General features: G+C 46.3%; 18 protein-coding genes. 12 read left to right on the top strand and 6 right to left on the bottom strand.

Features of this window, described 5'->3' with window-relative positions; translation table 11 throughout:
* The first annotated feature begins 22 nt into the window (after positions 1–22).
* From QUA24_RS14700 to QUA24_RS14690, 3 genes are all read left to right on the top strand, one after another.
* Complete coding sequence (locus QUA24_RS14700; protein ID WP_333230527.1) at positions 23–1,213, top strand: WD40 repeat domain-containing protein; 1,191 nt, start codon at positions 23–25, stop codon at positions 1,211–1,213.
* A gap of 510 nt (positions 1,214–1,723) precedes the next feature.
* Positions 1,724–4,096, top strand: a complete 2,373-nt coding sequence (locus tag QUA24_RS14695; RefSeq protein WP_333230526.1) for a PAS domain S-box protein — start codon at positions 1,724–1,726, stop codon at positions 4,094–4,096.
* Positions 4,096–5,793: an EAL domain-containing protein gene (locus tag QUA24_RS14690; RefSeq protein WP_333230525.1), complete on the top strand. Its 1,698-nt coding sequence runs from the start codon at positions 4,096–4,098 to the stop codon at positions 5,791–5,793. Before QUA24_RS14695 ends, QUA24_RS14690 begins: the two co-directional genes overlap by 1 nt.
* Before the next feature lie 29 nt (positions 5,794–5,822).
* On the opposite strand, the gene QUA24_RS14685 is transcribed toward QUA24_RS14690, so the two are convergent.
* On the bottom strand, positions 5,823–7,148 hold the full coding sequence (locus QUA24_RS14685) for a J domain-containing protein (RefSeq protein ID WP_333230524.1): 1,326 nt from the start codon (positions 7,146–7,148) through the stop codon (positions 5,823–5,825).
* A 200-nt stretch (positions 7,149–7,348) separates the two neighbouring features.
* On the opposite strand from QUA24_RS14685, the gene polA reads away from it, so the two are divergent.
* The 5 genes from polA (at position 7,349) to QUA24_RS14660 (ending at position 16,305) form a co-directional block, all read left to right on the top strand.
* Positions 7,349–10,480: a DNA polymerase I gene (polA, locus tag QUA24_RS14680; protein WP_333230523.1), complete on the top strand. Its 3,132-nt coding sequence runs from the start codon at positions 7,349–7,351 to the stop codon at positions 10,478–10,480.
* A gap of 11 nt (positions 10,481–10,491) precedes the next feature.
* On the top strand, positions 10,492–11,064 hold the full coding sequence (locus tag QUA24_RS14675) for a thermonuclease family protein (protein WP_333230522.1): 573 nt from the start codon (positions 10,492–10,494) through the stop codon (positions 11,062–11,064).
* 431 nt (positions 11,065–11,495) lie between these two features.
* Positions 11,496–12,017, top strand: a complete 522-nt coding sequence (locus tag QUA24_RS14670; RefSeq protein WP_333212713.1) for a hypothetical protein — start codon at positions 11,496–11,498, stop codon at positions 12,015–12,017.
* Between the two features lie 457 nt (positions 12,018–12,474).
* Entirely contained in the window at positions 12,475–14,190 is a 1,716-nt protein-coding gene (locus tag QUA24_RS14665; RefSeq protein ID WP_333230521.1) for an ATP-binding protein, read from the top strand.
* 363 nt (positions 14,191–14,553) lie between these two features.
* Positions 14,554–16,305, top strand: coding sequence for a calcium-binding protein (locus QUA24_RS14660; RefSeq protein WP_333230520.1), 1,752 nt, complete (start codon positions 14,554–14,556; stop codon positions 16,303–16,305).
* A 117-nt stretch (positions 16,306–16,422) separates the two neighbouring features.
* On the opposite strand, the gene QUA24_RS14655 is transcribed toward QUA24_RS14660, so the two are convergent.
* Positions 16,423–17,115, bottom strand: a complete 693-nt coding sequence (locus QUA24_RS14655) for a DUF2259 domain-containing protein (RefSeq protein ID WP_333230519.1) — start codon at positions 17,113–17,115, stop codon at positions 16,423–16,425.
* Between the two features lie 158 nt (positions 17,116–17,273).
* Here QUA24_RS14655 and QUA24_RS14650 point away from each other — a divergent pair, with 158 nt between their 5' ends.
* The gene (locus QUA24_RS14650) at positions 17,274–17,669 is read left to right on the top strand and encodes a hypothetical protein (RefSeq protein WP_333230518.1); all 396 of its coding nucleotides are present in this window, start codon (positions 17,274–17,276) and stop codon (positions 17,667–17,669) included.
* A complete protein-coding gene (gene clpB, locus QUA24_RS14645; RefSeq protein WP_333230517.1) occupies positions 17,656–20,271 on the top strand; it encodes an ATP-dependent chaperone ClpB in 2,616 nt (871 codons plus the stop codon). Before QUA24_RS14650 ends, clpB begins: the two co-directional genes overlap by 14 nt.
* A gap of 152 nt (positions 20,272–20,423) precedes the next feature.
* Here the strand turns inward: clpB and QUA24_RS14640 are convergent, their stop codons facing one another.
* Positions 20,424–20,564, bottom strand: coding sequence for a ribbon-helix-helix domain-containing protein (locus QUA24_RS14640; RefSeq protein WP_333230516.1), 141 nt, complete (start codon positions 20,562–20,564; stop codon positions 20,424–20,426).
* A 53-nt stretch (positions 20,565–20,617) separates the two neighbouring features.
* Positions 20,618–20,782 (bottom strand): ribbon-helix-helix domain-containing protein, encoded by a 165-nt coding sequence (locus tag QUA24_RS14635; RefSeq protein ID WP_333230515.1) that lies wholly within the window; start codon positions 20,780–20,782, stop codon positions 20,618–20,620.
* A 202-nt stretch (positions 20,783–20,984) separates the two neighbouring features.
* Here QUA24_RS14635 and QUA24_RS14630 point away from each other — a divergent pair, with 202 nt between their 5' ends.
* On the top strand, positions 20,985–21,233 hold the full coding sequence (locus QUA24_RS14630; protein WP_333230514.1) for a hypothetical protein: 249 nt from the start codon (positions 20,985–20,987) through the stop codon (positions 21,231–21,233).
* 147 nt (positions 21,234–21,380) lie between these two features.
* On the opposite strand, the gene QUA24_RS14625 is transcribed toward QUA24_RS14630, so the two are convergent.
* Entirely contained in the window at positions 21,381–22,043 is a 663-nt protein-coding gene (locus QUA24_RS14625) for a hypothetical protein (protein ID WP_333230513.1), read from the bottom strand.
* A gap of 231 nt (positions 22,044–22,274) precedes the next feature.
* Positions 22,275–23,300 carry a YihY/virulence factor BrkB family protein gene (locus QUA24_RS14620; RefSeq protein WP_333230512.1) on the bottom strand — a complete coding sequence of 342 codons (1,026 nt, stop codon included), beginning with the start codon at positions 23,298–23,300 and terminating at the stop codon, positions 22,275–22,277.
* A gap of 128 nt (positions 23,301–23,428) precedes the next feature.
* On the opposite strand from QUA24_RS14620, the gene QUA24_RS14615 reads away from it, so the two are divergent.
* Positions 23,429–24,061 carry a hypothetical protein gene (locus QUA24_RS14615; protein ID WP_333230511.1) on the top strand — a complete coding sequence of 211 codons (633 nt, stop codon included), beginning with the start codon at positions 23,429–23,431 and terminating at the stop codon, positions 24,059–24,061.
* The last annotated feature ends 449 nt before the right edge of the window (positions 24,062–24,510 follow it).

Raw genomic sequence — 24,510 nt, 5'->3', positions numbered from 1 at the left:
AAAATCTAAAATCTAAAATCCTATGATGGCCGACAATTCTAACCAACCCAGAGAATATGATGCCGTCCTCGGCGGCCAAAGTCAAATCCCGATCGCCGGCGCTGTTTTGGGAGGCATCGCCGGAGTCAAGCAGCGCTTCAACAGTCCTAGTATCGAGTCGCGAATTGCCGCTGTTAAAGATGCTCCTAAATACGGAGGCGCTGGTTTAAATTTAGCAATTGAGGCGCTGCTTGACCCCGCAGCAGAAGTGCAGCGAGTTGCTTATTTAATTTTGCGACCGAGGACAGAACCTCTAGTGCGCCAAGCTTTAAAAGACTTCGTGCCTTACAAGCTTTTTGACTGTATCCGCACTGTCAAAACTGGGACAAATGTTGCGATTAGTCCCGGAGGCGATCGCACGGCGAGTTTGCACGGGAAAATAATTAGAATTTGCGATGTTGATACAGGAGAAATACTCTATACTGTTGACAAGTATCCCCGCGCTCAAGAAACTTTTATCCTTTGCCAAGAAAGCGAAGTTTTTGTGAGGAGTAGAAATACTCCGAAACACCGTGCGATCGAAATTTGGCAGGGAGGAGAATTGCAGCATACTTCCCTCGGACATGAAGCGGAAATTAGCGCAATTGCCGTCAGTCCCGACAGTCAAGTTATCGCCAGCGGTTCGGCAGATACTACTATCAAAATTTGGAATTTAGAAACGGGAAAGTTAATCTGTACTTTTGGCAATCTTTTAACTTGGGGAGCTCATAAAGCAGGAATTGTTAGTATTGCTTTTAGCCCGATCGCACAAACTCTCGCTAGCAGCAGTTCTGACGGTACAATTAAACTGTGGAACCTCCGCAGCAGAGAATGCTTCCAAACAATTAAGGGTTATGCGAATTGTCTGGCTTTGGGTCCAGACGGGCAGACTTTGGCTACTGGCGGCTGGGACAGAAACATTCAACTGCGCCAGCTATCGAATCCAGATAGTTCAATCACATTGGCAGGGCATTTTAACTCGATAAATGCGATCGCCTTTAGCCCAGACGGACTCACTGTTGTCAGTGCTAGCGCGGATGGTAATATCAAATTTTGGAATGCCAGTAGCGGCGACAACTTTTACACTCTCAGCGGACATCAAAGCTCTGTTACTTGTCTTACTTTTAGCACGGATGGTGAAACTATTATCAGTGGTAGTATAGACAAAACTGTCAAAATTTGGGGAGTTAATTGAAGAAAGTTCGGCAACGGATTCGCTCGACGGATGTAGCGGATGGAAGAAAGAGGGAAGAGGGAAAAAGGAAGAAGGCAGAAAGAAGAAGGAAGAAGGCAGAGGCGATACGCATAGGACAAGTGCAATTAAGCGCGTCCTAACGGTCGGGCGCGCTGGCTATATTTACAAATTCCAGATTCCCTCTTCCTCGGTGCGTGAATCTACGCAAACAAATATAATAAATTTATAATCCCACTTCTTGTGCAAGCCGAAGATTGCGAAACTTCTTTTTGCACTAATACAAATTGTTACCGTAAAAGTACCGACTGGCAGGCATTATTCAGCTTATTATCAATTTGTGAACCGTCGCCATAAATCCTAAGTTAGCCGCAATTTCTGAATCCTTAAAGTAGCTTTAATATATCGCATCTTGGTCGGATGAGTATTCCTGCTAATTGTAATATTTGACTTAAAAAGTTTATGCTTAAAAGATAGGCTAGGGTTAAATATACAGTGCGCCCTAGAGTAACCATGTCACACTGCAACCAATCCATCTGTCGTTCCCGCAATCCCGCAGAAATGTGCGATACTGCTGCCAGTTGGCAGCAAAAAGCCGATCGACTAACGGTAGAACTAAACACCACCCAGGATCTGCTTCACGCAGAAATCGATCGGCTCAAACAAGCCAACGAAACCCTTCACGCCGCCGTCAGTTGTGCCCCAATATTTATGTGGGCAACAGACAGAGAAGGCAAGTTAACCCTTGCAGCAGGGAAAGGATTAGAAAATTTGGGACTCAAACCAGGTGCAAGTGTCGGGCGATCGATTTTTGAAGTTTACAGCAGCCAGCCAGATATCTTAGAAAATATTGCCGAGGTATTAGCAGGAAACGATCGTACTTGGAACATCCGAGAGAGACATTTTATTCACGAAATTCGATCGGCAGCCCTGCGAGATGGAAACGGCGAAGTTGTCGGCGCAGTTGGTGTTTCTACTGAAATTACCGAGCGCGAGCACTCCATCGCTACTCTGGAAACGGCAAATCAAGAATTAGAACAGAGACTCCAGCAGCAGACTGCATTCTTCAATGCAGCACTTGCCGAAAGCGAAAAAAAGTACCGCAACCTCGTAGAAACCTCCCAAGAATTGATTTGGTCGATCGATATTGAAGGCCTCTTGACTTTTGTCAATTCCGCCGCCAAACGCATCTACGGTTACGAACCGCCAGAAATGATCGGACGCCGCTTCACCGATTTTTTAGTTCCCGATCAAGAAAGTAGACCAAGAGAAATATTTGCCCAACTTTTAGCGAGAACCAAACTTCAGCCACAAACAGCTAATTCTCCTTACGAAACAGTACACATTCGTAAAGACGGTACTCCCGTCCACCTGCGCGTCAACAGTATCGTCAACAAAGCTGAAAACGGCGCTATTTTAGGCTTGTGCGGAACGGCAACAGATATTAGCGATCACAAGCGATCGGAAGAAGCACTCCAAGAAGCTACAGACCAACTTCGCGCCGTTTTGGATGCCGTACCCGGACTGATTTCTTGGATCAGTTCAGACTTGCGGTATATTGGAGTCAACCAGCACTTAGCAACCTCATTCAACCTGTCTCCTGAAAGCTTTGTCGGTCAAGAAATCAACTTTCTCGACAAAGGCTCGACTTTTGGAGAACTGATCAGAAAATTTTTTGCCAGTTCATCTCAGCAAACCTGGCAAGAAATAGACATTGAAATTAACGGTTTTGTCCGCAACTATTTGATAGTCGCTCAGAAATATCATCAGGGAACCGCAGCAGTTTCCGTAGGAATAGACATTACCGACCGCAAGCGTGCGGAAGCTCTCAAAAACCAATTGATCTGCTCGTTGCAAGAATCAGAACACAAATTTCGCAGCCTTTATGAAGCCACCAGCGACGCAGTAATGTTGCTTGACGAAAAGGAGTTTTTTGACTGCAACCTCGCTACCTTAAAAATATTTGGCTGTAGCAACACAAAACAATTTTACGGCAAAAAACTGAGCGACTTTTCCCCACAATTTCAGCCTAGTGGACAAGACTCATCCAGTTTAGCAATACAGAGAATATCGACAGCAATGCAAACAGGTAGCTGTCGCTTTGACTGGGTACACAAAGGAATCGACGGTTCAGAATTTCCCGCTGAAGTGCTGTTAAATGCAATGGAAATTAACGGACGAAAAGTAATTCAAGGAGTAGTGCGCGATATTACAGATCGCAAGCGCGACGAAGATGGCATCAAAGCATCTCTCGCAGAAAAAGAAGTTCTCCTCAAAGAAATTCACCACCGTGTCAAAAACAACCTGCAAGTTATTTCCAGTTTGCTCAAACTTCAGTCACGCTACATCCAAGACAGCCACGTTAGTGAAATGTTAAAAGAAAGTCAAAACCGAGTCAGATCAATGGCCCTGGTTCACGAACAATTGTATCAATCCAAAGACTTGTCAAACATTGACTTTGCTGAATACATCCAAAATCTCGCCTACAATTTATTCCAAGCTTATGAAATTCATGCAGAAGGTGTTAAGTTGCAAACAAATATTGCGCCGTCTTCTCTTAATATTGATACGGCAGTTCCTTGCGGGTTAATTATCAACGAGCTTGTGACAAATGCCATTAAATATGCCTTTAAAGGACAAGTTAAAGGTAAAATTAACATAGATTTCACTTTAGATAATAACAGAGTTTGCGTGCTAACCGTTAGCGACAGCGGAATTGGTTTTCCTCAAGACTTAGATTATCGCACAGCCCGAACATTGGGTTTGCGACTGGTCGGGTCTTTAGTCAAGCAAATCCGGGGGAGAATAGAACTGTTAGAAACTCCTGGCACGACTTTTAGAATAACCTTTTCTCAACCCAATTTGCACTCTGAGGAGAAAAAATAGTGTCCAACAAAAAAATTCTGATCGTTGAAGACGAGAGCATCATTGCGGAAGACATTTCCGACAGTTTGATATCTCTAGGATATAGAATAACTGGCATGGTCTATTCTGGAGAAGAAGCGATTGAATCGGCAGCCAACTTGCGCCCGGATTTAGTTTTAATGGATGTCAACCTGCAAGGAGAAATCGACGGCATTACAGCAGCCGAAGAAATTCGCTTGCGCTTTCAAATTCCGGTAGTTTATCTGACAGCTTATGCCGATGAAACTACTTTGCGACGAGTCAATAGTACAAAACCGTTCGGATATATTGTCAAGCCATTTGAAGAAAAAAACTTGCACACAACTATTCAACTGGCGCTCTACCGACATCAGTATGACAGCTTGACAAACCTGCCGAACCGTTCATTTTTGCGAGAAAAGTTAAGTCGAGAATTAGATGGTCAAAAAGAATTGTCAGGAGTCGTTCCAGTTGTCACGCTTAGCTTAGATAAAATCAACCGCATTAACAGTACCTGGGGACACGATATCGGGGACTCGGTGCTTTGCAGCATTGCCCAGCGGCTAACTAACTGCATGGAAAATATTAATATTGTTGCTCGTTTGGAAGCAGCCGAATTCGCGCTGATTCTCAAACCAGTTGCAGAAAAACAGGATGTGGCTAAGATTGCTCAAAGCATTTTAGATATTGTATCCCAAGGTATGATTGTCAAAGATTGCGAAGTCTCTGTCACTGCTAGTATGGGGATCTGCTTGTATCCCGGTGACGGCACCGACGGAGATGAAATGCTGAAAAATGCTTATATAGCAATGTATCAATCTCAGCAGAAAGGCGGCAATACTTATCATTTTTATACGGCAAAAAATGATAATTTTTTTATCAATACACTTCTTCAAGAAACTTCACTGCGCCATGCTTTAAAAAGCTCAGAATTTGAAGTATACTATCAGCCGCAAATAGAAATCAAAACAGGTAAAATTATTGGTGCTGAAGCTTTGGTGCGCTGGAATCATCCAGAACGGGGGCGAGTTTCTCCGGGGGAATTTATTCCGATGGCTGAAGAAATAGGCTTGATTGCGCCGTTGGGTGAATGGGTATTAGAGACTGCTTGCAGGCAAACTAAAACATGGCAAAGAGCAGGTTTACCGCCCCTGCGAGTGGCAGTTAACGTGTCAGCCCGTCAATTCGAGCGCAAAAATTTCACGGAAAGAGTCAGGGAGATATTAACAGAAACTGGTCTTGAGCCCAAGTGTTTGGAATTAGAACTGACGGAAAGTCTGGTTTTGCAAGACGAAATTGCAGCAGCTAAAGCTTTTACGATGTGGAAAGATCAGGGGATTAGGATAGCAATTGATGATTTTGGGACTGGATATTCTTCTTTGAGTTATCCGAAACGCTTTCCGTTTGATGCGATAAAAATAGACAAGAGTTTTATTCGCAACATTGCAGACGATCGCCAAAATGCAGCGATAACAATAGCGATTATTCAAATGGCACACTGCATGAACATGACGGTGGTGGCTGAGGGGGTAGAAAATGAGCAGGAACTTGATTTTTTGTGCGAGTATGAATGTGACGAAATTCAAGGCTATCTTTTCAGTCATGCTTTGCCAAGCGCTGAGTTTGAAGCGCTGCTGAAAAGCGATAAGTGCTGGAATTTAGATCAATTCCGGTTGCAATCCTCCGGAATAGTTGACTGATGACTGATGACTGATGACTAATGACTAATTCAAAAGATACGATCGCCCAACCAACTTCCCAGCCACAGCCCGAAACCCGAAGTAGCCACCAACAGGATAACCGTGTAAAGCCCACTGCTAGTGTGGATCAACCTTTCTGCAGCTACCATCCGCGCCACAACTCCAGCAATAATGCCGATCGCAGCCCAAGCCCCATAAACAGTCTTAGACCCGGCGATAGCCAAAGCTTGGACGAGATCCCCCGAACCCGCCCCAGCAAAAACCCCCGCCCACGCCCCAATCCCCAGCCCGATCGCACCAGAGAGCCCGACGGGGCCGCCAGAATTGCCGCCTAGTTCCGTCGCCAGCCCGCACATCAAGCCGACAATCGCCCAACACACGGCCGCCACCAACGCCTTAACCCAATTCCCAGAACCTGTTCCCGCCATCAATCCCACCACTGCCACCACTCCCCCTACAGCCAAAACAGCAGCCACAGCCCGATACTCTGCCTCGGAACTGGCGATCGCCCCCAAACCAGCCCCAACTGCCCCCCAAGCAGCCCCTGTTACCCTTCCTCCCGCCTGAAAACCAGCGATCGACCCCCCTACCGCCCCAGCCAAAACTAACGCCGCCAGCCACACTCTAGGCGTTGCCGAACCCTCCGCCAGCAAAATCGCGGCCCACAGCCAATCTGCACCGCAGATTAAAGCCCACATCCACAGCGGGGCGGCTGATACCGTCAAAATCCAACCGGTCAAAGCGTAACTCGCCACGGCGATTGCCAGCGGCCACCAAGGGAAGCTTGAATACTGTTGAGATGGCCGCACTTCCCTCGGCGCGCTTCGCGGTTTTGAGTATTGAGTTGAAAATTCTGTTTTCCTTTTCGAGGTAAGCTTTCGATAGTTTTGAGATGGCCGTGCTTTCCTCGCAACGATTCGCCCTGGTTGCTTTGTGCCCCGCCACGCTGGGCGATTGTGAGTGGTAAATCGTTTCTTGCTTGAAGAGTTTTTTTGAGTTAGAAATTTTTTGGAGGCGGCTTTTGGGCGGGTTTGACGGCGCTGGGAACCAGGCCTGGTGGCTGATTTTCCAGAACGCCTTCTCAGCGGCTTTTCCGGCGCAGGGGGCGGTGGCTGCTGAAACTGTTGTTCGATCGACCTCGATGATTCAGGCTGACTCAGAAACAACACCAACTGCTGGTAAGCTTCATTAATTTCTGTTAATCTTTGGTGAGCTTTTTGTTGCAGGCGATCGTTGTGGGCAAACCGATCGGGATGCCACACAAACGCTAAATCCCTGTAAGCGCGCTTAATTTCTTCGAGGGAACTTCCCGGCTCAATTTCGAGGATTTCGTAGCATCGATTAATGTCAGCCATAGGCTTCGGGCAGGTGTTTGTAAATTCGCGTGAAGCGAAGCTATCCCGTAGGGAATCGTACTTAACATCTTCTACTATTCTCAGCCAAGCTGCACAGTAAGCCGAGATCCGCTCAAGTGTCAAGCGTCCTCAAGTCTGCGGGCCATCCTTCCGGTCGATCAATGCAGGCGGACAACTGAGTACAATGAGAAAATCCTTTCGTGCGATCGGTATTTGTGTCTGTGTCGGCAAATCAAGCTCCCATCTTCATCTTAGTTGACGGCCACTCCCTGGCCTTTCGATCCTACTTCGCCTTTGCCAAAAGTCGAGACGGAGGCTTGCGAACTACGACGGGCATTCCCACCAGCGTCTGTTTTGGCTTTCTCAAGTCGCTGCTGGAAGTTATGGCCGCCCACGACCCCCAGTACATGGCGATCGCCTTTGACCTCGCCACACCCACTTTTCGCCACGAAGCAGACGAAACTTACAAAGCCGGTCGTGCGGAAACTCCCGAAGATTTCATTCCCGATATCAAAAACCTGCAAGAACTCCTCACCTATTTAAATTTACCCGCAATAACTGCTCCAGGCTACGAGGCGGACGATGTTTTGGGAACTTTGGCAAACAAAGCCAGCGCGGCCGGTTATCAGGTCAAAATCCTCACGGGCGATCGAGATTTGTTTCAATTAGTAGAAACCGAAAAACAAATCAGCGTATTATATTTGAGTACCGATGAACTCAGGCGATCGGGCAAAGGCAAATCCCAAGAATACGGCCCGGAAGAAGTCAAAGGCAAACTCGGTATTTTGCCCGAACAAGTAATAGATTACAAAGCTTTGTGCGGCGACAAATCCGACAACATTCCCGGAGTTAAAGGCATCGGCGACAAAACCGCTCTACAATTGCTGGAAGCTTACAATTCCCTTGATGGAATTTATGCAGCCATCGACGAGATTAAAGGAGCAACTAAGAAAAAGCTAGAAGAAGGCAAAGAAGCTGCTTATCATTCTCAACGCATGGCGACAATTGTCCAAGACGTGCCATTAGAAATCAACTTAGAAGATTGCCAGCTTATAGGTTTTGACGAATCAGCCTTGATTCCCATGCTGGAAAAGCTGGAATTTAAAACATTTTTAAGCAAAGTTAAACAAATTCAAAAGCGTTTTGGTGGTGTAGAAGAACCCTTGGCAAAGGGCGGGCAAGATGCCCAACCCACAATCAATTCAATGGAGAGTGGAACAGGCATCTTGCCTGTTGCCGACAGTGGAACAGGCATCTTGCCTGTTGCAAAGGGCGGGCAAGATGCCCACCCCACAATAGATAAGTCACCTCAAACTTCTGAAATTTCAGAAGATGAAAGTGACACATTTTACACTTTTGCAGAATATCAAGCCGCCCAGCAAGCAAACCAATTACCAATTAAACCCCGAATAATTCAAACAACCGAACAGTTAAACGAATTAGTCGAACTGCTGCAAACCTTCACCGACAAAGCCTCACCCGTGGCGTGGGATACCGAAACCACTGCCATCGAACCGCGAGACGCCGAATTAGTCGGAATTGGCTGCTGTTGGGGAACCGGTGAACAAGATGTAGCTTATATCCCAACCGGACACAAAACGGGCAAAAACTTGGACAAAGCCACAGTTTTGAATGCTTTGCGTCCGATTTTGGAAAGCGAGAATTATCCCAAAGCGCTGCAAAATGCTAAGTTTGATCGATCGATCCTGCGGTGTCAAGGAATTAAACTAGCAGGAGTCGTCTTCGACACCATGCTAGCCAGTTACGTAATCAATCCCGAAAATAGCCACAGCCTCAGCGAATTGTCAAGGGAGTTCTTAGGCATTGTTGCCAAAACTTACAATGAATTAGTGCCGAAAAACAAAACAATTGCTGACATCAGTATTGTAAAAGTAGCAGACTACTGTGGCATGGATGTGTACACCACATTTCACTTAGTAGGTAAACTTAAAGCCAAATTGAAGGAAGCTGATAAAACTAGCTTTCCCGGAAAAACTTTGGAGGGGTTATTGCTGGAAGTAGAACAGCCCCTCGAACCAGTTTTAGCAGAAATGGAATACTGCGGAATTCGCATTGATTCAGCTTACCTGCAAGAACTGTCACAACAGCTAGAAAAGAGCTTAAAACAAATAGAAGAAAAGACTTATCAAGCAGCGGGAAGAAAGTTTAATTTAGGTTCCCCAAAACAACTCAGCGAAATATTGTTAGAAAAAATCCCCGATGAGTTTCAGAAAAAGTCTCGCAAAACTAAGACTGGATACTCTACAGACGCCGCTGTTTTGGATAAATTGCAAGGAGACCACCCGATTATAGACGATTTATTAGAACACCGAACATTATCCAAGTTGAAATCAACTTATGTCGATGCTTTGCCTCAGTTAGTGCGTACGGATACCGGGCGAGTGCATACAGATTTCAACCAAGCTGCAACTGGTACGGGAAGGCTTTCTTCTTCCAATCCAAATTTACAAAATATTCCCATCCGCACCGAGTTTTCGCGCCAAATTCGCAAGGCATTTTTACCCGAAGCAGGTTGGCTGATGGTGTCGGCTGACTATTCTCAAATTGAACTGCGAATTTTGGCTCATTTGAGTCAAGAACCTGTGTTAATTGAAGCTTATCAAAATAACCGAGATGTGCATACCGTGACGGCTCAACTTTTGTTTGAAAAGGAAGAAATAACTCCCGACGAGCGCAGGTTTGGCAAAACGATTAATTTTGGGGTAGTTTACGGTATGGGGGCGATTAAGTTTGGTCGTTCGATGGGCAAAACTTCCAAAGATGGCAAGGAGTTTATTGCTAAATTTAACGCTCGCTATAGTAAAGTTTTTGAATATTTGGAGAAAGTAAAAAAAGAGGCGATCGCCCTCGGATACGTTACCACAATACTCGGCCGCCGCCGTTACTTAAACTTCGAGAGCGAAAGCCTCCGCGACTTAAAAGACCGCAATCCCCAAGACATTCACTCCGATAGACTTAAATCTCTCAGCAGAGATGATGCCCAATCTTTGCGGGCCGCAGCCAACGCTCCCATTCAAGGTTCCAGTGCTGATATCATTAAACTTGCCATGATTGAGGTACACAAAATTTTGCAAAACTATCAGGCGCGGCTGCTGCTGCAAGTTCACGATGAATTAATCTTTGAAGTCCCTCCCGATGAATGGGAAGAATTGCAACCAAAAATTAGAAGTGCGATGGAAAGTGCTCCGACAATTATAAGCGCGATGGAAAATGCTCTGCCGAAAAATACAAGTGCGATGGAAAATGCGCCAGGTATAGTACCGCTGATAGTTGACATCCACGCTGGGCAAAATTGGATGGAAACTAAATAAAAGACAGAAATATGAGCCAACCTAAACTCGCCATTTTCCCAAAAATAAAAACCTTAAGTGCAGTTGCTCTGCTATTGCTACTATTCGGGTGTCCACAAAAGTTAGCGCCTAACAACTATGCTGTCAAGCGAGTCAGCGACGGTGACACCCTTGTCGCCAGCGATAGCGCCGGGAAAGATATAAAAGTGCGTTTTGCCTGCATAGATGCACCGGAAGTCGCGCACACAAATGCTGAGAAAAATAGCAAAGCAGCAGCAAAAAAAAATCAATTTAAGTGGGGAAATCTAGCGCACCAAAGAATGCAGCAGCTAGTCAAACAAGGAGGCAGTCGCGTTGTTTTGACCGTCACCGATACTGACCGCTACGGTCGCAAAGTTAGCGAAGTTCGCTTGCCAAATGGTACATTTGCCCAAGAAGTTTTGACCCGCGAAGGATTAGCAATGGTTTACCGTCCTTACTTGAAAAACTGTCCGAGTGCAAGTATTTTGGAACAAGCGGAAGCGGAAGCTAAGAAAAATCGCCGCGGCGTTTGGGGAGATTCTAAATTTGTTCCCGCGTGGAAATTTCGGAACAGTGATAAATGATGGGCAGAAAGCCCTTCGACTTCGCGATCGGGTAAAAAAAAGGAAAATGGTACGAGTACGAGCTAACTCTTGCCTTCGGAGTTTGGTTAGTCTAGTATTGCCACAAGTTTCAACCGATTTGTATATTGACAGGGACAGGATTATGTTGTTGGGGTGGAATCTGGGAACCTGTATCAGACATTTACAGTCTTGGAATCGCTCCGGTTTTGTTAAACCCCGTCTATACTAGAAATCTTAGGTTTAGCTGCTCCGCATCGACCCAGAAAGCGGGTTTCTAGATACCGATGCCGATCGCCCTAATTTCGATCGCACTTTGATCCGATCTGTTTTTTCGGAAAAGTCAACAAATGTGATAGGCTCCAGATAAACTAATAGACTGCTGACAAAAGCGGTCTATTGCAATCACCCAAAATTAACTTTACCGGACATCAATGAATATCAAACATCTGGTTATTTCCGGCATGGCCCTGCTCCTCGGTACTACAATCGTAGGAAATGCTATTGCTCAAGGACTGACCGAAAACGAAAAAACGGTTATTTGTCGCTTGAAAACTGAAGTTGACCAGCGAAAAAGCAACGGTCAAAAATTAGTATTTGTGCCGTTGCTGGGCCAAGTTCGTAAGCAAGTTTCATCTCCTTTTAGAGCAACGCTGCATCCTAATGTGGAGTATGTTTTTGTTGCCACTTGCGACGGAAATTGCCAGGATTTAAACTTATCTCTCAAGGATGCAAGCGGTCAGGAAGTCGCTGTGAGTCAAAAAACAGGCGAATTGGCGTCAATATCTTTTACTCCCCCCTCCCAAGGCGAATATCAAATCACTGCTAAGCCTGGGGAATGCACGACGGCAGAGGGTTGCAGTTACGGCCTGGGAATCTTCGTTCCTGCCTCTGCTAGCGTACCTAATGCTTCAAGAATTCCTGCTGAGATAGCACAATTTCGACTTTGCCAGTAGGGGAACAGCGATAGAGTTGTGGGTTGCGAGTAGAGTAGAGTTTTTAATCAGAAATCTAACTCATAACTTGCAACTTATAACTCGCAACTTATCTCGCAACCACGCCAGACGGTGAGTAGGTTCTTAATTAGTGAAACCATGCCTTTGACTGGTTCTTACTTCTTGCTTTTTTTACTCTGAGCGACTTGCCCTGCCCTTCGGCTTGGCTCAGGAACCGCGACTGGCCCGATCGCATTGCCGAAGGGAATGTAGCCGAAGGCAGCCGAAGAGCCTTCTTCCTTCTGCTATATTTTGTTACGCATAACTCCTCCAAACTGTCAAGCAGATCGAGCTGTGGAACCCTGCAAAGACCCCATAAGTGCCGAAAGCTGGCTTGAAGCCAGAACTTTATTTACCCTCAGACAGGCATCAATTAGAATATAGATGGTGCCTCTCAAAGGTGACGAGTACATTGCCCATGTCTTTAACCTTAGCTTTGAAAAATCAACTGCAGAACCGTCCTCAAATAGGGTTGAAAAGTCTGTTGGGCCGCTTGGGTATCAGGCAGAAAATCGGCTGCGGATACGCCTTGGTCATTGGTATTGCCGTTTTGGGTGCTGTGGCGGGACGGGGAGTAGAATCCTATCACAAACAGCAAGTTAGAGAAAAACTAGCGATCGACCGAGACAAAGCGGAAATCTTAACAAACCTCAATCACACGGTGCAGGAAGTCAGAATTCAGCAGCAAGAGCTCGCGAGTCTGACGACCAAACCGCAAATTTTCGATCGCGAACGATCGGAATTCCTGACTCGCGTTGCTCAGATGAGCGGCATCCTCGAACAACTGCAAACCCTACCGCCGACGAAGAATGCCGATATTGCCAAAGACTACCAACAGCTTCAACAGTTCGCTCAAGTCAACGGCAAAACCGTAGAATCATACTTTCAACAAGTACAAAAATTGTTGGCTACTGCGAAATTATCTGCTTTGAATCCGCAACAGCAGCAGGCTTTCGGCCGGAACTTGAACAATTTTGTGGCGGGGGGAACTGCTTTGAAACTCAAACAGTTTTCCGAGGATTCAGCCCAACTGGCCGTCAACTTTCGCGAGAAAGCAGACGAGGCATTGAGAACCTACGAAAATGCCGAAAAACTCGGAACTCTCATTCTCGTTGGCTCTCTCTTGATATCAGGTGCGATCGCAGCAATTCTAGCAGCATACACCAGCGGGGCGATCGCTCGCTCCCTAGAAGCCACCACCCTCATTGCTCAGCGAGTGACAGAAGAATCTAACTTTGACCTGCAAGTACCCGTCACTACTTCCGACGAAGTGGGAATGCTAGCAATTTCCCTCAACGAACTGATCCAAAGAGTAGCAGAATACACAGAAGAATTGCACGAAGCAAAAGTAGCCGCCGAAGCTGCAAACCGCTCTAAAAGTGCATTTCTCGCCAACATGAGCCACGAACTACGCACCCCCCTCAACGCCATCATTAACTACAGCGAAATGCTGCAAGAAGATGCTCAAGATTCGGGTTCAGAAGACTTTCTGCCGGACTTAGAAAAAATTCAAACCGCAGGCAAACACCTGCTGGATATGATTAGTGACATCCTCGACATTTCCAAAATAGAAGCAGGTCATGTCACCCTTTATTTGGAAAACTTCGACGTGGCGACCATGATTGAAGAAGTGATGACTACTGCTCAACCGCTAGTAGAAAAAAAAGGCAATTCTTTAGCACTGAAAACCAAAGGCGAACTCGGCACAATGTACGCCGATCAACCGAAAGTGCGGCAAATTCTGCTCAATTTGCTCAGCAATGCTGCCAAGTTTACCGAAAAAGGCGTCATTACTATCGGCGTGGAAAGAATGAAAATTGAAAAATCAAGACCGACCAAACAAAATAAAAATAATGATTTTCAATCGGGTTCAAGCTACACTTCTCAAGTTTTAATGTTTCGAGTCAGCGACACGGGCATCGGCATGACGGACGAGCAATTAGAGCAGATATTTAAACCTTTTACCCAAGCTGATGCTTCTACTACCCGCAAGTACGGGGGGACGGGTTTGGGATTGACAATTAGCCAGCGTTTGTGTCAAATTCTCGGCGGCGAAATTAGCGTTGAAAGCGAAGACGGTAAAGGTTCAACTTTTATTGTCAGTCTCCCGGAACGGGTTGTGATGCAAGCATAAAGTCAGGCAAGATATTGATTTTGACACGGATACACGGATTAATTATTGAGCATTCGTGAATAGTCAGGAGGCAGATGTTAAAGGAAAAAGAAAGAGGGAGGAATGAAGAGGGAAATTTTAAAATGTATTGATATAGCAACCGCCAAGGCGATGAGGGCATAAAGTGTAAATAGCCTCAATTGCCGTGCGATTGCAGGGAATCTCAAAAGTTGTACTCTTAAATATCAATACTTCGGACAGTTTTTGATTACCAGCCGTAGAATAAGGGTTTCAAGGCTCTAAGGCGATCGAGCTAACAAGGGAAAACCCAGGGTTCCAGACTACGAAATAAAAACAGTTCGGACTATTGAAATATCAGAGCTTATGAATATTACTCGCGTCTCAGTGGACTCAGCAGGCAATCAGGGCAATCGAGGGCCATTGGGCATCTTTTCCTCTGCTTCCATTTCGCCCGACGGGCGGTTTGTGGCGTTTGAATCTCCAGCATCCAACCTCGTGCCGGGGGACACTAACGCTAGCGAGGATGTCTTTGTGCGGGACACGCTAGCCAATACCACCACCCGTGTCTCTGTTGACTCAGCAGGCAATCAGGCGAACGAGGACTCCTTTGACCCCTCTATTTCAGCCGACGGGCGGTTCGTGGCATTTTGGTCTGTTGCCACCAACCTCGTGCCGGGGGATACTAACGCTAACTCTGACATCTTCGTGCGGGACACGCTCACCAATACCACCACCCGCCTCTCTGTAGACTCAGAAGGCAATCAGGCGGACGATCAGACGTACTATGGCTCCATCAACCCTTCCATCTCAGCCGACGGACAGTTTGTGGCATTTGAGTCAAAGGACTCCTATCTCGTGCCGGGGGATACTAACGAAACCTACGACATCTTCGTGCGGGACACGCTCACCAATAGCACCACCCGCGTCTCTGTAGACTCAGCAGGAAATCAGGGGAACAATACCTCCGTAGACCCATTAACACGCTACGACGACTTTAGACGCAGCGGGTCTAAAAACTCCTCCATCTCATCCGACGGGAGGTTTGTGGCGTTTCAATCATATTCCTCCAACCTTGTGCCGGGGGATACTAACTATAGCCCTGACATCTTTGTGCGGGACACGCTTACCAATACCACCACCCGCCTCTCTGTAGATTCAGCAGGCAATCAGGGGAACGGGGAGTCCTACAATCCCTCTATTTCAGGCGACGGGAGGTTTGTAGCGTTTAGATCTGATGCCTCCAACCTCGTGCCGGGGGATACTAACGAAACCTATGACATCTTCGTGCGGGACACGCTCACCAATACCACCACCCGTGTGTCAGTAGATTCAGCAGGCAATCAGGCGAACGGCGACTCTTCCAACGCGTCCATTTCTGCCAACGGGCGCTTTGTGGCCTTTTATTCAGGTGCCAGCAACTTTGTGTCGGGGGATACTAACAATGCCTCCGACATCTTCGTGCGAGACACGCTCACCAATACCACCACCCGTGTGTCAGTAGATGCAGCAGGCAATCAGGGAAACAATGCCTCCTTCTACCCCTCCATCTCAGCAGATGGGCGGAGAGTAGCGTTTAATTCAAATTCTTCCAACCTCGTGCCGGGGGATACTAACAATACCCGCGATGTCTTTGTTTCTGACATCGGCAACACTCCAGGCAATAACCCTCCTGATAACAACATCAACGGCACTAGCGGCAACGACAACCTGGCTGGCACCAGCGGCAACGATATTATCAAGGGTGTGGAAGGGAACGACGTACTTACCGGTTTGCGAGGCAACGATATCCTTGTCGGCGGCGACGGCAGCGATGTCCTGAATGGTGGCAAAGGTTTTGACACCCTCAACGGCGGTGGGGGCAACGATATTCTAGTCGGCGGTGGGGGCAACGATGTTTTTGTTTTAGGTATCGGATTGGGAGTTGATACGATCGCTGATTTCGCTAAGTCTCAAGATACCGTGCAATTAATCAATGGCTTGACGTTCGGACAGCTATCAATTTCGCCGGGAACTGACGGCACATTAATTACAGTAGCCAGCAGCGGTGAAGTTTTAGCTTCTTTGATAGGTGTTGCTCCCAATCTCATCGGTTCTGAAGATTTCATCTCGGTCTAGAGATAGTAAAGTGGTCATTTTTGAAATCACTTTTGCTCAGGGAACATGATTAAAATTGGCCAATAATCACTGTACGTTTTGATAATTCCCAGGTTTTAACCTGGGAATATAGCAAGTCTAAAGAACAAAGCCTTGTACAAAAGTAGTTTTCAAGACTCCTTCAAAAGTGCGTTCTGTCTTGTCCACCAGGACAACGACATTGCGCCCATTCGGAGACAAACGAACTTCTCGGATTGAATAAGAGAACACCCAATCTTGAAAATTGTTCAGCGTTCCGAGGACACGCTGCCGACCGTTATGATTAATTACAAGACGCATTGCCGCGCTTTCTTTGCCAGCAGAAGCATTTTTTTGCCGCTGTTCCAGGCGAATTTGTAAAGGCTTTGCTGTATTGACTTTGACGGCGACTGTCTCGCTTCCATTGGCTCCGGGAATACGAGAAATAATGTTGAGTTTAGTTCCAGCTTGAGGAGGAGTTAATTTCAAAGTTTGCCTACTATTCCAACTTTTTTTAAGCAAGTCATCTTCTGCCATTTTAGTGCTTTTATTGGAGTCGGGTTCGCCATATTTAGTTTCGATACACCCATTTCTGATGCAGGAATTTGCAGCAACTTGGACAATTTGCAATTTTGCTTTGGGAATTCCCGCTCCTGTATCTCTGGAACTTTCTAGATACAAGTAGTAATTGCTGTCGGCGGAAAAACCCGACATCCGGTGTGCGGCACGCCAGGTACTTGCCAAAGCTTCAGGGGCGAGTGCGATCGCGGTACTTGCTATAATACCTAACGAAAATAAAGGTAAAATTTTCATGGCTATATTTTCCAGTTGTGAGAGTTATAGCGGCTGTTATTGATGAGTAAAACAATAACGCTTCGGGTTTAGCTATAGGACTGTGACGCTTCTCAAGTCCTCTCTCCTATTTACATGAGTGTTTCTCCATTTTCCGCAGCAGGAGACTGTGTAAGAATGTGCTGTTTTTTCAAGTGGCACTAGAAAGCATTTTTAATGTGAGATTTGGTCTTATCTCAGATATTGCACTCTTTGTGGAACAGGCCGAAAAGCCTGTTCCACAAAGAGTGAATTTTCTTGTGGAACAGGCCGAAAAGCCTGTTCATAAAAAGCTTATTGACAATGGGGCAACATCTCAGTCTTATCCAAGAGTCCAACTTTTAGGCGCGACAGTTTGCTTTTCCTTGCGAGACACTGCTACACAGGACGGAAATACCTATCTCAAGATAGGGGAACACCGATCCGCCCCCCCTCGGCAACTGCCTACAATGACAATTGTACGGGGAATTAAGCAATTGCCTCTACAGCAATCATCATTTTTAATGCAGGGAATTAAAATTTATGCAACCGAATAATCCAAACCAATTTACCGAAAAAGCCTGGGAAGCCCTCGCCCGCACCCCCGAAATCGTCAAAGCAGGTCAGCAGCAGCAGCTAGAAAGCGAACACTTGATGAAAGCTTTGCTGGAACAAGAATCGGGGCTCGCTAGCAGCTTATTTAACAAAGCGGGAGTTTCTGTAGCAAAATTGCGCGATCGCACTGATGAGTTTATCAGTCGTCAGCCCAAAATCACTGGAAGCGGCGGCAACGTTTATCTAGGTCGTTCTCTCGACACTTTGCTCGATCGCGCCGAAACTTATCGCAAAGAGTACGGCGATGAATTTATTTCGATCGAGCATTTGATACTAGGTTACGTTAAGGACGATCGCTTCGGCAAAAATTTACTACAAGAATTTAAACTAGATGAAGCCAAGCTCAAAGATATCATTACCCAAGTCCGAGGGAAGAACAAAGTGACCGATCAAAATCCAGAAGGCAAATACGAAGCGCTGGAAAAATACGGCCGAGATTTGACTGAAGCTGCGCGTCAAGGCAAACTCGATCCGGTAATCGGACGGGATGACGAAATCCGCCGCACGATTCAAATTTTGAGCCGTCGCACCAAGAATAACCCGGTATTGATTGGGGAACCGGGAGTCGGCAAAACTGCGATCGCCGAAGGACTAGCCCAGCGAATTATCACCGGAGATGTGCCGCAATCTCTCAAAGACAGACAATTAATTAGCCTAGATATGGGCGCGTTAATTGCTGGTGCAAAATTCCGGGGAGAATTTGAAGAACGCTTGAAAGCGGTGCTCAAAGAAGTGATGGACAGCAACGGCAAAGTCATCTTATTTATCGATGAAATTCACACCGTTGTGGGGGCCGGTGCAACTCAAGGATCGATGGATGCCGGCAACTTACTTAAACCCATGTTAGCGAGGGGAGAGTTGCGCTGTATCGGTGCTACAACTCTCGACGAATACCGCAAGTACCTCGAAAAAGATGCGGCCCTAGAACGCCGTTTTCAACAAGTTTATGTTGACCAACCCACTGTTGAAGATACTGTCTCGATTTTGCGGGGTTTGAAAGAACGCTACGAAGTTCACCACGGCGTTAAAATTTCCGACAGCGCCCTAGTGGCGGCGGCTACTTTGTCTACTCGATATATTAGCGATCGCTTCCTTCCAGACAAAGCCATTGACTTAGTGGACGAAGCAGCCGCTAAACTCAAAATGGAGATTACCTCCAAGCCCGAAGAACTAGACGAAATTGATCGCCGGATTTTGCAGCTAGAAATGGAAAGACTGTCGCTGCAAAAAGAAAGTAACGTGGCTTCCATCGAACGCTTGGAAAGACTGGAAAAAGACTTGGCCAACCTCAAGGAACAGCAAAGCGCTTTGAACGCCCAATGGCAATCGGAAAAAGGTGTCATCGGCAGCATTCAAAAGATTAAAGAACAGATTGATAAGGTGAATATTGAAATTCAGCAAGCTGAATTAAAATATGACCTGAACCGTGCTGCTGAGTTGAAATATAGCAAGTTAACCGAATTACAAAAACAACTGCAAGAAGCTGAATCTCAACTTTCAGCAACTCAAACCACAGGTAAAACTTTGCTGCGAGAAGAAGTCACGGAAGGTGACATTGCGGAGATTATTTCCAAGTGGACGGGAATTCCGATTAGCAAGTTGGTTGAATCGGAAATGCAGAAACTTCTGCACTTGGAAGATGAACTGCACAAGCGGGTAATTGGACAGGATGAAGCAGTGACTGCGGTTGCAGATGCAATTCAGCGATCGCGCGCAGGGTTAGCCGACCCAAATCGTCCGGTTGCGAGTTTTATCTTCCTCGGCCCCACGGGTGTTGGTAAAACCGAATTAGCTAAAGCCTTAGCGTCTTATCTGTTCGACACCGAAGAAGCGATCGTGCGAATTGATATGTCGGAATACATGGAGAAACACGCAGTTTCGCGGTTAATTGGTGCGCCTCCGGGATACGTTGGCTACGATGAAGGCGGACAATTAACTGAGGCTGTGCGCCGCCGTCCTTACTCCGTGATTCTATTCGATGAAATCGAGAAAGCGCACCCGGATGTATTCAACATCATGCTGCAAATTCTGGATGACGGCCGCGTTACCGATGCTCAAGGTCACACGGTAGACTTTAAGAATTCTGTGATTATTATGACATCGAATGTCGGCTCTCAATACATCTTAGATGTGGCGGGAGATAACGAACAAATGCGGAGTCGGGTGATGGAAGCGATGCGGGGAACTTTCCGCCCAGAATTCTTGAACCGGATTGATGAGATGATTATCTTCCACGGTTTGAGTAAGACGGAACTGCGGCAGATTGTGCTGTTGCAAGTGAAGCGCTTGGAAAAACGGTTAGCCGATCGCAAAATGTCTCTGAAATTGTCGGAATCGGCGATCGATTTCTTAGCAGAAATTGGTTACGATCCGGTTTACGGTGCGCGGCCATTGAAGCGGGGAATTCAACGCGAGTTGGAAACCCAAATGGCGAAGGGTATTTTGCGGGGAGATTTTGCTGACGGCGATACCATTTTTGTGGATATCGAGAATGAAAGGTTGGCGTTTAAGCGGCTGCCGGCACAGTTGGTAACTGCGAAATAATTTGGGTAGGGTGGGCTGCGGCCCACCTTATTTTTTTGAGGCGGTGGTTCTTTTTTTTACCGCAGATGTAGGCGGATGGACGCGGATGGACGCGGATGGGATTGCGGGCGATCGTTCTTAAGGGCGATCGCTTTGTGATTTATCTTTTTCAACTATTGGCTTTCTCGAACAGATTTAGTCCGCAGGTACGTTGCCAAACTGCTAACGGATCTGCGGTCTTCTTCTGCCCATTCTTCGAGAGCTTTTTGAATCTCTTCTGGCAAGTATGCGGTAACTCGTCCCCGTGAAGCCATTGGTTGCACTGCAAGACATTTCAACAAACTCCATCTTACGCCGTGGTCATCGCTTAAGGGCGATCGCTTTCTGATTCTTCCTTTTTCTGCTCTTGGCGCTCTCTGACTGCTTTAGCTGCCACATGGGATAGCAGGTTTGCAAGGGTTCTATCTTCTTCTTCAGCCCATTCGGACAAGGCTTGATGAACGTCTTCTGGCAGGGTAACTGTGACTCGCATTCGTGAAGGCATGGGCTGGCATGGTTTTACTTCAATTGTCTTCAATTTTACACTCCAACACCATTTGATATATCTTTGTGTCATTTGATGTCAATAGCATCAAATTATGCTATTAGTGTATATAAGGCTCAGGCCTTACAACGTCAGAAGCCAGCCCCTCACTGTCCAAGGTTCCGGGCTGGCTCTGGCTCCAAAAATATCAATGGAGACGAGTTCTATGTTGACATACAAAGACCGCTTGTGTTGTTGGGCGATCGCCCGTTTGTTACCCACTCAGCAATGGATGATTGTTGCCCGCTTCCGCAGTAGTTCAGATGCAGACGGGCATTTTCAGTTTTTGCGACAAACTATACCTCACGTTAAGTTTGAGGTTGTGTTCGATCGCAGTGGCGACAGCAACCGTTTATCGGTGTTGGGCCGCTGTGCCAATTCCCTCGCCAGCCGGTTATAAATTGTAATTTTCCGGCTGTTTTGAGTTGATTTAATTTGGGGGATCGCACTTTTTTTGATAAGTGCGATCGTCCTTCTCTGCTGGGATCATAGGTTCTGTAGAAGCGATTTTACTGGCAGAGTGATCTATTGGGCTGTCTCTACTAACTTACTTCCGCACCATCACAGACTTAATTACAGCATTCGGCTGATACTTATTAGTCTGATAAAATCCCCCTTGACCAGCGCCATAAACTCCCGCAAATTGTTTCCCTTTAGCCTGGGGGACAAACATAATGTTTCTAGTGGGTTGCTTGGCAAATACAACCCCTTCTCTCATTTCATTATCCACGTTATAAGATAAAGTAGCCTTACCGTAAATTGCCTCAGCTTGTTTCAGAGTCATTCCCGGCCCGACACCCTGAACCGTTTTATAATTAGAATTCTCAGTCATCAAAAGTTCAATGACATCCGAATCTTTCAGCTTTGTACCGGCAGCGTAGATAATCCGATATAGCACTTTTCCCGACTGCCTGATAGCCACAGCATCAAAGTCTACCATAAAAGGAGACTCTACCTTAAACTGCGCCGTCGAACCCAGAGCCTTTTTCAATCCTCCGAAAGTCATCCCCACCTTCGCCACTCCAATTGTGCGATCGGAAATTGTTAAACTTGCAGCAGGCCTTTTTTGAGCAGCATTTACCGCTTCTCCCAGCACATTTGTAGCCCCAGGCGCAACAGTGGAACCGGGAGTGGAAATTAAGGTGAGATAACTGCCGATCGCCAGCAAAGCAGCTATCATTGATCCAGACAAAACTTTAACATTCAACATGACTAATTCTCCTAGATTTCAAATGCGACTATCTACCCGCATCTTTTTGACTATCCTGGGTCTCACCCTCCTAGTTTGGATTCTCAGAGGTGTTGGCCTCTTGACATTCATTCCCGGTGGTGTCATTTGGATACTGATTTTTCTGTCTTTTGTTGCGGGCATCCTCAGCACTGTACTCCGTAGGTAAGCCAGCATCCGGCAAATAACAATTAACAATTAAAAATTAACAAATTATTTTAATTTTGATTGTTTTATAGCCTTTCCCACCGTCACATTCAACTGAGCGCCTATCAGCATTACCAAAGAAGAAATATCCAGCCACAGCAGCAACACAATAAAACTTCCGATTGTGCCGTAAGTCCAAGTGTAATTGCCCAAATGCAAAACATAAAACCGAAATAAAGCTGAAAATAGCGCCCACAAAATAGCAGCAAAAACAGCTCCTGATACAATAGGAATATCTGGTTGACGGCGGCTAGGCCCGTAGCGGTAAATAAATGCAAAAGCCAGAGATACAATTCCCAAAGAAATCGGCCACCTCCACAGCCGCCAAGCACCTAACAGTTGCGACTCTAAAGGGCAATTGCCGGCGAGGAGCAAGCAATTTTGGACATCTTTTAAATCGCAATTGGCGACGGACTCCAGCAGGCAACTCTGGCGGGCAATAGCTTGTACAATTAAGTCGCTGACAAATACTACTCCCGATGCTAGAATTAACAGCACAATTGTACCGATACTGAGCGCCAGAGAAATAAGTTTGGCTTTCCAAAATGGTCTAGTTCGATCGATCGGGGTTTCATGGATGCGATCGAGTGCAGCCATCGCCGCGCTCATTACTCCAGAAAATGCCCAAATCGCCCCAAGAAAGCTTACCGAAAACAGCCCTTTACTCCGAGTTAACATAATTTCTTTGATTAAGCCACCAATCAAATTCCGCACGTCATCGGGTATAACTTCGCCCAAAAGACGGGCGATTTGATAAAGTGTTGACTGCAAAGGTTCAAACAGAGCGATCGCAGATAAGATAGCCAACAGCCCCGGAAACAGCGCCAGCATAGAATTGTAGGCCATTTCTGCAGATAGCCCCGGTAAGCGCTGTTCTCCTGCCTTCGCGCCGACTTCCTTGAGCGTGTCCCAAGTCAAACACCGACAAAACAGTAAAAAACCCCCAAATTTCCGTTTGAGAGCTCGAAGCAGCCTCAAAAATGCCTTAAACAAAGCTAAAATCAGGTAGCGCAACCAGTAAAAAATGTTCATAGCGCACAGGCAAGGGGGCGAAAGATGAGGTACACAAGTCGTTAATTAGTTAAGCCATTATCAACTCGCAATTGCCAATTCCCAATTCCCAATCTAAAATCTAAAATCTAAAATCTAAAATCAATATTATGGCTCAGGATGTCAGACAGTGGTTAGATGAAATCAAGCGGCTGCAACAGCAGTTAACAGAAGTTTCGCGCGATCGAGATGAGGCCGGTGAAAGTGCGACGCAGTGGCGGCAACTCTACAATACCGAAGCCGAGCAGCGGCGGAATGATGCGAAATTAACTCAGCAAAGCATCGCTTCTCTGGAAGCACAAATAGAGCAATTACAAAATTTTTCCCCGATTATGCCCGAAGGCGACGATGCTGGAGTTGCTCGCCAGCAGGAAGTCGAACAACTGCAAACAGTAGGCGAACTTAAAGCTAAGTTAGCAGAAGTTCTCGAAGAGCGCGATCGGGCGATCGAAAAAGTTAAACAACTCACTCAAGCCCTCAAACAAGAAGAGGCCCGTCACGCCGAAACTAGCAAGAATTTAACTAGCGCCCTCGGAGATGCCGTTGACTTGCTCACGAAAGCCCAAAATCCTGCCCCTGCAAAAACAGAGACAGTATATTCTTTAGAAATAGTACCTACTCGCACTGCAAATCCTGGCGAAACTGCTCTGGAAATACGTCAAACTTCCGCCTCAGGCAAAAATACCGCCCAACTTCCACCTTCTAAAAATCAGTTACTCGATCTACCGCCCTTTGGGAATTAGGAGTTAAAAATTCAGGAATTGTCGGCATGGCGAGTCCCCTTAGCAGATGGGATTTAGTCACCGATGCGTTGTTTTTGATTTTCATGGAATTAGAGGGCATTAATTCATCCGCTTCTTTATTATTCCGTATCTAGGGATGGCTTACTAATCGATGTAAATGTACTATATCCCAACCTACAATCCGTATTCAAAATTTTGAAAACCACCGCAAAATATTCCTCGCGTCGTACCAACCTACAGTCTTTAGATAGAAGTTAATAGAGCTAATTCTCACTAATATCGACAGCGACTGATACGCGAGGAAACTTCATGAAGACAGAGATCTGACGGGGTGACAACCCCGTCAAAACATTGATAGAATGAAGGACATAGCCCTTATACCCCTCTGAAAGAATGGTAGTTTATTACGCCTGATTCTCATTAATTCACTAATAATATCTTGACAAAAT

This window comes from Microcoleus sp. Pol12B5 (genome assembly GCF_036701335.1).
In the GTDB taxonomy this organism is placed as follows: Bacteria; Cyanobacteriota; Cyanobacteriia; order Cyanobacteriales; family Microcoleaceae; genus Microcoleus.
This window is presented reverse-complemented; position numbering and strand designations above follow the sequence as displayed.

Bases quoted from the DNA above. Each gene is read 5' to 3' on its own strand.
- QUA24_RS14700 (WP_333230527.1), top strand. From the start codon at position 23: ATGATGGCCGACAATTCTAACCAACCCAGAGAATATGATGCCGTCCTC.
- QUA24_RS14695 (WP_333230526.1), top strand. From the start codon at position 1,724: ATGTCACACTGCAACCAATCCATCTGTCGTTCCCGCAATCCCGCAGAA.
- QUA24_RS14685 (WP_333230524.1), bottom strand. From the start codon at position 7,148: ATGGCTGACATTAATCGATGCTACGAAATCCTCGAAATTGAGCCGGGA.
- QUA24_RS14675 (WP_333230522.1), top strand. From the start codon at position 10,492: ATGAGCCAACCTAAACTCGCCATTTTCCCAAAAATAAAAACCTTAAGT.
- QUA24_RS14670 (WP_333212713.1), top strand. From the start codon at position 11,496: ATGAATATCAAACATCTGGTTATTTCCGGCATGGCCCTGCTCCTCGGT.
- QUA24_RS14665 (WP_333230521.1), top strand. From the start codon at position 12,475: ATGTCTTTAACCTTAGCTTTGAAAAATCAACTGCAGAACCGTCCTCAA.
- QUA24_RS14660 (WP_333230520.1), top strand. From the start codon at position 14,554: ATGAATATTACTCGCGTCTCAGTGGACTCAGCAGGCAATCAGGGCAAT.
- QUA24_RS14655 (WP_333230519.1), bottom strand. From the start codon at position 17,115: ATGAAAATTTTACCTTTATTTTCGTTAGGTATTATAGCAAGTACCGCG.
- clpB (WP_333230517.1), top strand. From the start codon at position 17,656: ATGCAACCGAATAATCCAAACCAATTTACCGAAAAAGCCTGGGAAGCC.
- QUA24_RS14640 (WP_333230516.1), bottom strand. From the start codon at position 20,564: ATGGCTTCACGGGGACGAGTTACCGCATACTTGCCAGAAGAGATTCAA.
- QUA24_RS14635 (WP_333230515.1), bottom strand. From the start codon at position 20,782: ATGCGAGTCACAGTTACCCTGCCAGAAGACGTTCATCAAGCCTTGTCC.
- QUA24_RS14630 (WP_333230514.1), top strand. From the start codon at position 20,985: ATGGAGACGAGTTCTATGTTGACATACAAAGACCGCTTGTGTTGTTGG.
- QUA24_RS14625 (WP_333230513.1), bottom strand. From the start codon at position 22,043: ATGTTGAATGTTAAAGTTTTGTCTGGATCAATGATAGCTGCTTTGCTG.
- QUA24_RS14620 (WP_333230512.1), bottom strand. From the start codon at position 23,300: ATGAACATTTTTTACTGGTTGCGCTACCTGATTTTAGCTTTGTTTAAG.
- QUA24_RS14615 (WP_333230511.1), top strand. From the start codon at position 23,429: ATGGCTCAGGATGTCAGACAGTGGTTAGATGAAATCAAGCGGCTGCAA.